General features: G+C 69.7%; 11 protein-coding genes. All 11 read left to right on the top strand.

The window, feature by feature from the left end; translation table 11 throughout:
- The first annotated feature begins 3 nt into the window (after positions 1 to 3).
- Positions 4 to 1,161 carry a type IV pilus twitching motility protein PilT gene (locus tag Q8Q85_13925; GenBank protein MDP3775357.1) on the top strand — a complete coding sequence of 386 codons (1,158 nt, stop codon included), beginning with the start codon at positions 4 to 6 and terminating at the stop codon, positions 1,159 to 1,161.
- Positions 1,162 to 1,184: 23 nt separating this feature from the next.
- Positions 1,185 to 2,387 carry a type II secretion system F family protein gene (locus Q8Q85_13930; protein ID MDP3775358.1) on the top strand — a complete coding sequence of 401 codons (1,203 nt, stop codon included), beginning with the start codon at positions 1,185 to 1,187 and terminating at the stop codon, positions 2,385 to 2,387.
- 126 nt (positions 2,388 to 2,513) lie between these two features.
- Entirely contained in the window at positions 2,514 to 3,209 is a 696-nt protein-coding gene (locus tag Q8Q85_13935) for a metalloregulator ArsR/SmtB family transcription factor (GenBank protein MDP3775359.1), read from the top strand.
- Complete coding sequence (locus Q8Q85_13940; protein ID MDP3775360.1) at positions 3,206 to 3,556, top strand: DsrE family protein; 351 nt, start codon at positions 3,206 to 3,208, stop codon at positions 3,554 to 3,556. Before Q8Q85_13935 ends, Q8Q85_13940 begins: the two co-directional genes overlap by 4 nt.
- Positions 3,556 to 4,722, top strand: a complete 1,167-nt coding sequence (locus Q8Q85_13945) for an FAD-dependent oxidoreductase (protein ID MDP3775361.1) — start codon at positions 3,556 to 3,558, stop codon at positions 4,720 to 4,722. Before Q8Q85_13940 ends, Q8Q85_13945 begins: the two co-directional genes overlap by 1 nt.
- Before the next feature lie 117 nt (positions 4,723 to 4,839).
- A complete protein-coding gene (locus Q8Q85_13950) occupies positions 4,840 to 6,534 on the top strand; it encodes an ATP-binding protein (GenBank protein MDP3775362.1) in 1,695 nt (564 codons plus the stop codon).
- Positions 6,531 to 7,898 carry a sigma-54 dependent transcriptional regulator gene (locus Q8Q85_13955; protein ID MDP3775363.1) on the top strand — a complete coding sequence of 456 codons (1,368 nt, stop codon included), beginning with the start codon at positions 6,531 to 6,533 and terminating at the stop codon, positions 7,896 to 7,898. Before Q8Q85_13950 ends, Q8Q85_13955 begins: the two co-directional genes overlap by 4 nt.
- The gene (locus Q8Q85_13960; protein MDP3775364.1) at positions 7,895 to 8,626 is read left to right on the top strand and encodes a glycosyltransferase family 2 protein; all 732 of its coding nucleotides are present in this window, start codon (positions 7,895 to 7,897) and stop codon (positions 8,624 to 8,626) included. Before Q8Q85_13955 ends, Q8Q85_13960 begins: the two co-directional genes overlap by 4 nt.
- Complete coding sequence (locus Q8Q85_13965) at positions 8,560 to 10,152, top strand: hypothetical protein (GenBank protein ID MDP3775365.1); 1,593 nt, start codon at positions 8,560 to 8,562, stop codon at positions 10,150 to 10,152. The genes Q8Q85_13960 and Q8Q85_13965 overlap by 67 nt, the downstream gene beginning before the upstream one ends.
- Entirely contained in the window at positions 10,149 to 11,291 is a 1,143-nt protein-coding gene (locus tag Q8Q85_13970; GenBank protein ID MDP3775366.1) for a glycosyltransferase family 2 protein, read from the top strand. Before Q8Q85_13965 ends, Q8Q85_13970 begins: the two co-directional genes overlap by 4 nt.
- A gap of 30 nt (positions 11,292 to 11,321) precedes the next feature.
- A complete protein-coding gene (locus Q8Q85_13975) occupies positions 11,322 to 12,221 on the top strand; it encodes a glycosyltransferase (protein ID MDP3775367.1) in 900 nt (299 codons plus the stop codon).
- The last annotated feature ends 149 nt before the right edge of the window (positions 12,222 to 12,370 follow it).

The raw sequence follows: 12,370 nt of genomic DNA on the forward strand, positions 1-12,370 counted from the left end.
AAAGTGACGGCACCTCAGGCACCACAGCCGAACCCGGTCAACCTCCGCGCGTTGCTCGAGGAGATGATCGAACGCGAGGCGTCCGACCTGCACATCACCGCGGGCGAGCGGCCCAAGCTGCGCGTCGACGGCGACATCACCAGCAGCAAGATCGAGTACGTTCTGAACCCGAAGGACACGCTCCAGCTGGCGTACTCGATCCTCACCGAGCAGCAGAAGAAGCGCTTCGAGACCGAGGATGAGCTCGACTTTTCGTTCGGCATCCAGAACCTGGCGCGCTTCCGGGGTAACGTCTTCAAGCAGCGCGGCTGCGTGTCGCTGGTGGTCCGGCAGATCCCGTTCCAGGTGAAGACTTTCGACCAGCTCAAGCTGCCGCCCATCGTGGCCAAGCTGGCGGAAAAGCCGCGCGGGCTGGTGCTGGTGACCGGGCCCACCGGCTCGGGCAAGTCCACGACCCTGGCCGCGATGATCGACAAGATCAACCGCGAGTGGAAGGGCCACATCATCACGGTGGAGGACCCGATCGAGTTCATCCACCGGCACCAGGGCTGCATCGTGAACCAGCGCGAGGTGGGGACGGACACCAAGTCGTTCGCCAACGCGCTGAAGTACGCGCTGCGGGAGGATCCGGACGTGGTGCTGATCGGCGAGATGCGCGACCTGGAGACCATCCAGGCGGGCCTCACCATCGCCGAAACGGGCCACCTCGCCTTCGCGACGCTGCACACCAACTCCGCGGCCGAGACGGTGAACCGCATCATCGACGTCTTCCCGGCGCACCAGCAGTCGCAGGTGCGGGCGCAGCTCGCCTTCGTGCTCGAGGGCATCATTACGCAGACTCTGCTGCCCAAGGCCAAGGGGAAGGGCCGCTGCATGGCCTGCGAGGTCCTGGTCATCACGCCGGCCATCCGCGCCCTCATCCGCGACGACAAGATCCACCAGATCCAGTCCTCGATGCAGGCCGGGAAGAAGTACGGCATGCAGACGATGAACGACTCGCTCTACGCGCTGTACATGAACCGCGAGGTCACGCTGGACGAGTGCTTGCGCGCGACCTCGGAGCCTGCCGATTTTCTACGCATGGTCGGGGAGCCGGCGCCGGGCGAGGAAGAGAAGCCGGCGCCGGGCAGCCGCCCGCTGACGGGCGGGCTCAAGCGCTGAACGCGACCACAGGAGGCTGACGGATGCCGATGTTCAATTACACGGCCCGGACCCTGACGGGGGAGCTGCAGTCGGGCCAGATAGACCTGGCGTCGCACGACGACGTCGTCGCCCATCTCCGGAAGAACCGGATGATCGTGGTGAAGGTCCAGCAGGCGCCCAAGGACATCAAGTTCGACATGTTCGCGAAGGGGATCAGCACTCGCGACATCGTGATCTTCACGCGCCAGTTCGCCACCATGATCAACTCGGGCCTGCCGCTGGTGCAGGCGCTCGACATCCTGGCGGAGCAGAGCGAGAACCAGTCGCTGAAGGACGTGACGCGGTCGGTGGTGTACGACGTGGAGAGCGGCCACACCCTGGCCGACGCGCTCCGCAAGCACCCCAAGGCGTTCACCGAGCTGTACGTCAACATGGTGGCGGCGGGCGAGGCCGGCGGTATCCTGGACACCATCCTCCTGCGCCTGGCGACCTTCATGGAAAAGAACGACGCCCTGGTGCGGAAGGTGAAGGGCGCCATGATCTACCCGGCCGTCATCTTCTCGGTCGCGGGGATGGCGATCGTCATCCTGCTCATCTTCGTGATCCCGGTCTTCCAGGATATGTTCGCGGGCATAGGGCAGCAGCTGCCCATACCGACTCAGATCGTCATCGGGGCCTCGAACGTCCTCAAGGGCTACTGGTGGGCGATCGGCGGCGGCCTCGCGGCTTCGTTCTGGCTCATCAAGAAGTACTACGCCACGCCGTCGGGGAAGCTGAACCTCGACAGGCTCCTGCTGAACGTGCCGGTGCTGGGGGACCTCATCCGCAAGTCGGCGGTGTCGCGCTTCACCCGCACGCTGGGCACGTTGATCGCCTCGGGCGTCAGCATCCTGGACGGGCTCGAGATCACGGCCAAGACCGCCGGCAACCGCGTGATCCACGACGCGGTCATGGAGAGCCGGGCCTCGATCGCGGGCGGTGAGACGATCGCCGCGCCGCTCCAGAAGTCCAAGGTCTTCCCGCCCATGGTGATCTCGATGATCGCCGTCGGCGAGCAGACCGGCGGCCTGGACGAGATGCTCTCCAAGATCGCCGACTTCTACGACGAAGAAGTGGACGCCGCGGTCGAGGCGCTGCTCTCCCTCATGGAGCCGGTGATGATCGTGGTGCTGGGCGTGGTGGTGGGCGGCATGATCATCGCCATGTACCTGCCGATCTTCAACATGATCCAAACGGTGGAGTAGCGCCGCGTCGGAAACCAGGTTGCGTCAGGGCCCCGCGGCAGCGCGGGGCCCTCTTGTCTTCTTGACTTTCCCGGCCGGGGTCAGCAGTATTCAAGTAGTCGCTTGACTACTAAAGGAACTCGGATTGTGGCGCAGAATCCCGGCCGTCGCTTCAAGGACGTGGTGTACGAGCAGCTCTCGCGGGTCGGCAAGGCGCTCGCGAGTCCTCGCCGTCTGGAGCTGCTGGACCTACTGGCGCAGGGCCCGCGCACCGTGGAAGGGCTGGCGCGCGAGTCGGGGCAGACCATCGCAAACACCTCGCAGCACCTCAAGGTCCTGCGCGAAGCGCGTCTCGTGGACGCCGAGAAATCTGGTCTCTACGTCACCTACCGGCTGGCGGATCAGGATGTCGCCGCGCTCTACCGGGCGCTGCGCGGCGTGGCCGAGTCCCGCCTGGCGGAGATCGACCGCGTCACGAAGGACTTCTTGCACGACCGGGGTTTGCTGGAGCCGGTTGACGCCGAAGCGCTGCGCGATCGCGTGCGCCGCGGCGAGGTAACGGTGCTCGACGTGCGCCCCGCCGAGGAGTATCGGGCCGGACACATTCCGGGCGCGATTTCCCTGCCGCTCGCGGTCCTCGAGCGCCGCCTGGCGACGCTGCCGCGGGATCGTGAGCTCGTGGCCTACTGCCGCGGCCCCTACTGCGTGCTCGCGGTGGAGGCCGTGCAACGCTTGCGGCGCGAAGGATTCCGGGCGGTGCGACTCGAGGACGGTGTTCCGGAGTGGCGGGCGAGGGGACTTGCTGTCGCTGTGGGCGACGACGCAGCCGAGAGTGATCGATGAAAGCGCTCCTCATCCTCAACGATCCTCCCTACGGGACGGAGCGGACTTACAACGGTCTGCGGCTCGCGGGGGCGCTCGCCAAACGCGGGTCGGACGAGGTGCGCGTGTTCCTGATGGGCGATGGCGCCGCGGCCGCGAAAGCCGGACAGCAGGTGCCCCAAGGATACTACCACCTCGGCCGGATGGTTCTGGTCGTGATCCAACACGAGGGGTGCGTCGCCGTCTGCGGGAGCTGCATGGACGCTCGTGGGCTCGGCGACGCGGACCTCGTCGAGGGCGCGAGACGGAGCAGCTTGGAAGAGCTGGCTGACTGGACGGAATGGGCCGACAAGGTGGTGGTGTTCTGATGACGGTTGCCGCGAGCGGAAGCAAGGCCGTTCTGGTACTCGGCGGAGGTGTGGGCGGTCTGGTCGCCGCGAACCGCCTGCGCAAGCTGCTGCCACCGCGCGACCGCATCGTTCTGGTCGACCGCGAGCCGAACCACGTGTTCCAGCCTTCCCTGTTGTGGCTCGCAACGGGCTCGCGGGACGCGGGGCGCATCCAGCGCCCGCTGGCGCGACTCGAGCGCAAGGGCATCGAGGTGGTTCAGGCCGAGGTGACGGCCATCAACCCGGAGGCGCGTACAGCGCAAGCCGATGGCCGTGACTTTGCCGCCGACGCGATGATCGTCGCGCTTGGTGCGGATCTCGCGCCCGATGCCGTGCCGGGTCTCCGTGATGCCGGGCACAACCTGTACACGGTCGCGGGCGCGGCGGCGACGCGCGACGCACTCGCCGGCCTGCGGGCCGGCCGCGTGGTGGTGCTCACGGCGGCGCCCGCCTACAAGTGCCCGGCGGCGCCCTACGAGGCCGCGATGCTGATACAGGCGTATTTCCCGCGCGCCGGTCGGGGCGAGGTTCGGGTCGATCTGTACGCGGCGGAACCCGGTCCGATGGGCGTGGCCGGCCCGGCGGTGTCGGCGGCGGTTCGCGGGATGGTCGAGGCATCGGGCATAGGCTATCACCCGAACCACCAGGTCACGGTGGTGGACCCGGCGGAGCGCCTTCTGACGTTCGCGAACGGTGTCACGACGTCGTTCGACGTGCTGGTGTACGTCCCGCCGCACCGGGCGCCCGAAGTCGTGCGCGCGGCGGGGCTAACCGATTCGAGCGGCTGGATCGGGGTGGACCGGCGCAGGTTCGAGACGTCGTTCCCCGGCGTTCATGCGATCGGCGACGTGACTTCGGTGCCGCTTGCTATGGGCAAGCCGCTCCCCAAGGCCGGCGTGTTTGCGCACCGCCAGGCGGAGGTGGTGGCGCATAACATCGCGGAAGCCTTGCGAGGCGAAGTGGGCTCCGCGGCATTCGATGGGTTCGGGAAGTGCTGGGTCGAAGTGGGTAACGGTCGTGCCGGGTACGGCGCAGGCGACTTCTACGCGGAGCCCACGCCGGACGTGCGCCTCAGGGCCCCCAGCCTCCTGGGGCATTGGTCAAAGGTGTGGTTCGAACGGCACTGGCTCTGGCACTGGTTCTAGCCGCGTGACCTGACTCCCGCAGGCGGTCGCCGTAGTCAGGACCCTCTCTGGACACGCTGCCAACTGATCCGTGGTCTTGCATTGTGCAAGACCCTAGCCTTCCCTATAGTTCGACCAATGACCTCCGCCGTCACCCCCGAGAAGCGGATGATGCCGTGGCGCCGCTCCCCGGCCCGCGGCGCGGTGCCGCCCGTCCGGACCCTCCTGCGCTGGCTCTACATCGGCCGTCTGTCCATCGCGTCGGGCGTCTTCCTCGGCGCCACGCTCGCGTGGTTCGAGGCCGACATAACCCAGCTCTTCATCGCCTCGCTCTGCATCACACTCGCGCTGGCGGTCACCGCGGTCTCGTTCTGGTACTCACACCTGCGCACCGGCGACATCGGCAACACGTTCCTGTACGGCCAGGCGGTCTTCGACCTGGTGCTGGTGACGGCGATCGTCCACATCGCCGGACCGTTCACCTATTTCGCCGCGCTCTACATCCTGGTCATCGCGGTCAACGCGGTGCTGATGCCGCTCGCCAACGGGCTGCTCGTCGCCCTGCTGGCAGGCATCCTGTACGCGGCCGACGTGGTGTTCGGCCACCCGGTGGAGTTGTCGGCGACGCTCTTCATGCAGATCTCCGTGTACTGGCTCGTGGCGGGCGCGACCGGCTACCTGTCGAGCCGCGCCCAAGTCGCGGGCGTCGCGCACCAGACGCTGGTCGCCGAGCTGCGCCGGGTGCGTCTCGAGGCCACCGACATCCTGAAGAACATCAAGACCGGCATCCTGACCGTGGGCGGCGAAGGGCATCTCGTCTACGCCAACCCCACCGCCGAAGCGGTCCTCGGCCTGCGCGAGAACGAGCTGAGGGACCAGCCGGTGCTGGAGCGGCTGGAGCTCATCGCCCCGGTGCTGGCCGACGCCATCCGGCGCACCGCCAACGAGGGCCGCCGCGTAGTGCGCCGCGAGGCCGACGTGACCCTGGACGGGCGCACCTTCCCCATCGGCGTCTCGACCACGGCGGTGCACGTGGCGGACGGCCACCCGCCGTCGGTGACGGCGATCTTCAAGGACATCTCGGACGAGAAGCGCCTCGAGGCCCTGCGCCTGCGCGCCGGGCGGCTGGAAGCGGTGGCGGAGCTGGCGGCGTCGCTGGCGCACGAGATCAAGAACCCGCTCGCGTCCATCCGGAGCGCGGTGGAGCAGCTCTCGAGGGTGATGCCGGCCGGCGCCGACGAGCGCGTCCTCTCCACCCTCATCGTGCGGGAGAGCGACCGGCTCTCGCGACTCCTCACCGAGTTCCTCGACTTCTCGCGGGTGCGGGTGACCAGCTCCGTGGCCCTCGACCTGGCGACGGTGGCGGAGACCGGCATCCGGCTTGCGCGCCAGCACCCCGATTGCGCGTCCGGCGCGGTGATCGAGCTGGTGGCCCACGAGCGGCCGATCGCGGTCGAGGGCGACGAGGACCTGCTCCACCGGGTGGTGTTCAACCTCGTCCTCAACGCGGTGCAGGCCCAGCCGGCCGACGCGCACGTGACGGTCGAGGTCGGGATACCGGACATCACCCTCATCCCGGCGGGGATGGGGGTGGAGCAGCCGCGGATCCTTCGCGTCCGCGACCGTGGCCCGGGCGTCGCCTCCGACGTGCTGCCGCGGCTCTTCGAGCCCTTCGTCACCGGCCGCGCGGGCGGCACCGGCCTGGGCCTCGCCATCGTGCAGCGCGCGGTGCGCGCGCACGGCGGAGTCATCTTCTGCGACTCGGTGCGCGGCCACGGCACCACCTTCTCGATCTTCATCCCCGCGCGTCTGGGTACGGAGGAGGTTGCGTGAGCAGGCCCCAGATACTGGTCATCGACGACGAGGCCGCGATCCTCGACACGGTCCGCATCCTGCTCAAGAACGAGGGGTTCGACGTCAGCGTCGCCCAGGGCGGACGCGCGGGGCTTGAGGCGCTGGAGAAGGCCCCGCCGCAGATCATCCTATCCGACGTGCGCATGCCGGGGGTGAGCGGGATCGACATCCTCACCGCCGCGCGCCAGAAGGACCCCGACATGCCGGTCATCCTCATGACCGCACAGGCCGAGCTCCGGACTGCGATCCAGGCGGTCAACGAGGGCGCGTTCCACTACATCCAGAAACCGTTCGGGAACGACGACCTGGTCGCGATCTGCCGCCGAGCCGCCGAGCACCGCCAGCTCAAGACCGAGAACCGGTCGCTCAAGCAGGAGATCCGGCGCCGGGAGCGGTCGCAGAGCGTGAAGCCGCTCGGCAGAAGCAAGCCGTTCGCGGAGGTGCTGCGGCTGGCGGAGATGGTGGCGCCCACCGACAGCATCGTCCTCATCCAGGGCGAGAGCGGCACCGGGAAGGAAGTCATCGCGCGTTACATCCACGAGCTTTCGGCGCGCACGGAGATGCCGTTCCTCTCGATCAACTGCGGCGCGCTCCCCGAGAGCCTGCTGGAATCCGAACTCTTCGGCCACGTGAAAGGGTCGTTCACCGGCGCCGTGAAGGACAACCAGGGCCTCTTCGCGGCGGCGCGCGGCGGCTCGTTCTTCCTCGACGAGATCGGCGAGACCACGCCGGCCACCCAGGTGAAGCTCCTGCGAGTCCTCCAGGAACGGGAGATGATCCCGGTGGGAGGCACCGAGGCGGTGCCGGTGGACGTGCGCCTCATCGCGGCCACCAACCGCGACCTCGAGGAGGACATGCGGAGCGGCCGGTTCCGCTCCGACCTCTACTACCGGTTGAACGTGATAGCCATCCACCTACCGCCGTTGCGAACCCGGAAGGACGACATCCCGGTGCTGGCCGACGCGTTCCTGCGCCGCATGGCTCTGGAGCGGAAGGAGGACCCCAAGCACATCGACGGCGACGCGATGGACGCCATCATGGCCTACGACTGGCCCGGCAACGTGCGGGAGCTTGAGAACGCGCTGGAGCGCGCGATGACGCTCACCCGCGGCGGCGAGGTCACGCACGCGGCCCTGCCCGTACGGGTGACCGAGCGGCGCGCCATGCCGCTGGTCTCGGAGCGGCCCCAGGTGAACCCGACGCTCGACGTGGTCGAGCGTGCTTACATCATGTGGGTCCTCCAGAGCGAGGCGGGGAACAAGACGCGAGCGGCCGAGGTCCTCGGCATCGACCCGTCCACGCTGTACCGGAAGCTCAGCCGCTACGAGGGCGGGGAGGCGTGAACACCCGCCAGCGCTGGAAGGGCTACCACGAAGTGGTGCTGTCCGTCCTGATCCCCGCGTACGACGAGGGGCCGACCATCGAAGCGGTCGCGGACCGGCTGTCCGAGGTCCCGATCAAGCTCGAGATCATCGCGGTGAACGACGGCTCCTCGGACGATACCGGCGCGCGGCTGGACGCGCTCCAGAAGAGCGGGAAGATCCACCAGGTCGTCCATCACCCGCAGAACCGCGGCAAGGGGGCCGCGATCCGCAGCGCGATCGCCGTGGCCACGGGCGACGTGATGGTGGTGCAGGACGCGGACCTCGAGTACGACCCCGCCGAGCTGCCCGCGCTCATGGCGCCGATCCTCGACGGCCGCGCCGACGCCGTGTTCGGGTCGCGGTTCCTCGGCGGCCCGCACCGGGTGCTCTATTTCTGGCACAGCGTCGGCAACGCTTTCCTCACGCTGCTGTCCAACATGCTGACCGATCTCAACCTCACCGACATGGAGACCTGCTACAAGATGGTGCGCGCCGACGTGATGAAGCGGCTGCCGCTCTCGTCGGACCGGTTCGGGTTCGAGCCGGAGCTGACGGCGCGGCTGGCGCAGGCCAAGGCGCGCATCTACGAGATGCAGATCTCCTACTCCGGGCGCACCTACGCGGAGGGGAAGAAGATCGGTTGGAAGGACGGCGTGGCCGCCTTCTGGCACATCCTCCGCTTCAACCTGGTCCGGCCGCGAGCCTGAACGCGAAGTGGGCGTGGGCGGCGGCCGCCGGCCTCGCCGCGTTCGGCGTCATCGCCGCCAGCATGCCTCACGCGCTGGCCGGGGTCTTCTACGACGACGGCGTGTATCTCGCGCTCGCCAAGAGCCTCGCGGAGGGACACGGGTACCGGCTCCTCTACCTGCCGGGGGCGCCGGTGTCCATCCACTACCCCCCGCTCTATCCGCTCTTCCTCGCCGGGCTCTGGAAGCTCGCGCCGGCGTTCCCCGCGAACGTCCAGGTGTTCCGCGCCGCGAACGCCGTGCTGATGGGAGTATTCGTCGCCCTCGCGACGGCTTATCTCGGGGAGCGGGTGGCGGGACGCCGGTCGCTCGGCGCGCTGCTGATCGCGGCGTCGGCCACCGCGATCCCGATGGTAGCGGTGGCGACGGTGCTCTTCGCCGAGCCGCTGTTCCTGGTGCTGGCGGCGCTAGCGTGCTGGGCGGCGGACGCCACGCGCGACGCCGACGGCACGAGGGAGACCAGCCTCGCCCTCGCGGCCGGCGCGCTCGCGGGACTGGCGATCCTGACGCGCACCATCGGGGTGGCGGTGGCAGCGGGCGTGGTGCTGGCGCTGCTCGCGCGACGCAAGGTGCGCGCGGCCGTCCTCGCGGTCCTGCCGGCGGGGCTGTGCGCGGCGGGATGGCTCGCCTGGGTCGCTACGCACCGGAGCGCCGTGGACCCGGCGACTGCCGCCAACTACGGGACCTACGGCGATCTCATGACGCAGAGCGGGCTGGGGTGGCTCTCCTTCCGGAGTCTGCTCGATCTCTCTCGCCCCCTCGGCGCCATGACCGTTCCCCTCCTGCCGGGCGGGCTCGGCGCTCTCGCCGCGGTGCTCCCGCTCGCGCTGCTCGTCGCGGGCCTGGTCGAGCTGGCGCGGCGCGCGCCCGCCACCGGGTACATGCTGGCGACCTACCTGCTCATCGTCGCCGTGTGGCCCTACCCCGCCGACCGGTTCCTGGTCGCGGTACTGCCGTGGCTCGCGCTGGCGTTCTCGGCCGGCGTCCGCGCGAGCCTCGCCCGCGCCGGGCGCGCGACCGGGTGGCGGCGCGGTGCGCACCGGTCGCTCGGCCTCGCGGGCGCGACGATCGTGTGCGCCGGGTTCGTGCCCTATCAGCTGCGCGGCTTCCTCCGCGGCTGGGCGACCGCGGAGCAACGGGGCATCTCCGCGACCTTCGAGCGGGTGCTCCCCTGGATCAGAGAGGCGACCGACTCGTCCGACGTGATCGCCGGCGAGGACGAGGCGCTGCTCTGGCTCTACACCGGGCGGCGCGCCGTGCCGTCGTACGTCTGGCGCTCTCGCGGTCGCTCGTCCGAATCGCTCGGGGCGGACTCGCTGCGCGCGTACTTCGACCGGAGTGGCGTGACGCACGTGATCCTCACCGGCCCCGGCTCCGACGCGGCACCGACCTTGGACGCGATGCTGGCCCGGTATCCCGGCTATCTCAACCCGGTTCAGGTCTGGTCCGGCCCCATGATCGCCTTCCGGGTGGCTCGCGCCCCATGAGCGACCGGGTCGAAGTCTCGGTCGTGATGCCGTGCCTCAACGAGGCGGCCTCGGTGGCGCGGTGCGTCGAGACCGCGCGTCGCGCGCTCGATCGCGCCGGCCTCGCCGGTGAGATCGTCGTGGCGGACAACGGCTCGACCGATGGCTCGGCGGAGCTGGCCGAACGCGCCGGGGCGCGCGTGATCCACGCGCCGACGCGCGGGTACGGCGCGGCGTACCTCGCCGGGATCGGCGCGGCGCGCGGCCGCTATCTCGTCTTGGGCGACGCCGACGGCACTTACGACTTTGACGCCGTGCCCGACTTCGTCGCCGCGCTCCAGCGGGGGAGCGACATCGTCCTCGGCTCGCGCTTCGCGGGCACCATCCTGCCGGGCGCCATGCCCTGGCTCCACCGCTACGTCGGCAATCCGGTCCTCACCGGGATCCTCGGCGTTTTCTTCGGTCAACGGGTGTCCGACGCACACTGCGGTCTCCGCGCGATGACGCGCGAGGCCAGCGAGCGGATGCGCCTCAAGACCAGCGGGATGGAGTTCGCCTCCGAGATGGTGGCGATGGCGCTCCGCCAGGGTTTGAAGGTCTCAGAGATCCCCATAGTCTATCACCCGCGCCAAGGCGAATCGAAGCTGCGCAGCTTCCGCGACGGGTGGCGGCACCTGCGCTTCATGCTGCTCCTCTCTCCCACCCCGCTTTTCCTGGTGCCGGGTCTCGCGGCGATCGTCTTCGGGCTCGCGGGGCTGCTGGTCCTGCTCCCCGGACCGGTGCGAGTGGGCGCGCTGACGTTCGACTTCCACTTCATGTTCGTGGCCAGCGCGCTGACCATCCTCGGGGTGCAGCTCGTGGTCCTCGGCCTCGCGGCAAAGGCGTTCGCCCGCCACGAACAGATCGATCGAGGTGACCGCTGGCTGGCGTTCCTCGACCGGCGGTTCACGCTCGAGCGCGGGCTCCTGGCCGGCCTCGGGGTGCTGGCGGTGGGGCTCGCCGTGGATGTCCGGATCCTGCTGCACTGGCTGGCGGCGGGCCGAGGTGAGCTGTTCGCGGTGCGGCCGGCGCTGGTCGGGCTGACGCTGCTGGTGGTGGGGGCGCAAGTGGTGTTCGGCTCGTTCTTCATCAGCGTACTCCGCGACGACGCCCGCGGATGAGCGGGCGCGGCGCGCCTCGGTGAACACGAAGTGAGCGCTGCGCCGCGCGTCACGGCCATCATCCCCACCCGGAACGGTGCGGCCACGCTTCCCGCGCTCCTCGCGGCGCTCCGCCGCGAGCCAACGCGCGGCGGGCTGGAGATAGTCGGCATCGACTCCGCTTCCTCGGACGCGACGCGTGACCTGCTCGCGGGCGCCGGTGCGATGGTGCTGGACCTGGGCGGGCGTCGGTTCGGCCACGGTAGCGCGCGCAACCGCGCCGCCGCGGCCGCTGGCGGCGAGATCCTCCTATTCCTCACCCAGGACGTCGAGCCGGTGGGGGACGGCTGGCTGGCGCCGCTGGTCGCCACATTCGACGAGTCGGTGGTCGCGGGCGCGTTCGGGCGGCAGCTGCCGCGCGGCGCCTCGCCCGAGGAAGCGTTCCTGGCGGGCGTGAACTACGGCGATGAGCCGAGGAATCTCACCGCCCGCGACCTCGAGCGGCCGTTCGGCCCCGGCGCCACGTTCTTCTCGAACGCGTTCGGAGCGGCGCGGCGCGCGGTGTGGGAGCGTTACCCGTTCCCCGACATCGTGATGAGCGAGGACCAGGCGTGGGGGATGGCGGTACTGCGCGCCGGGCACGAGCTCAGGTACGTCGCGGCGGCGGCGGTCCATCACGGCCACGCGTTCCCGGTCTCACGAGTCTTCCGGCGCAACTTCGACAGCGGCTCGTCGCTCGCTCGGCTTGGGATCGCGGGCGGGGCGTGGACGCGCGGGCTCGCGCACCTCGCTCGCGAACTGCGGTGGATCGCGGCCGAGCACGGCGCCGCTGCGCTGCCGCATGCGGTGGTGTACGAGGCGGTGCGGATGCTGGGCTTCCAGTGCGGTCGGCTGGAGCGAGCGATGCCTGGGGCGTGGGCGCGGGTGCTCGGCGAGGCGCCCCGGGGCTAACGCTGGTCGCGCCACGCCCCGCCCGCCTCTAGGGCGCCTAACCGGCGGCCCGGACTGGTCGGGAGGCCCTGGGCTTGAGTGCGCGAGGGTTCGGTGCGATTCTTCGGGGGTCGAATCGCTGCTCCCAAACCCGTCACACTCAGGGGACC

The organism is Gemmatimonadales bacterium (assembly GCA_030697825.1).
GTDB lineage: Bacteria > Gemmatimonadota > Gemmatimonadetes > Gemmatimonadales > JACORV01 > JACORV01.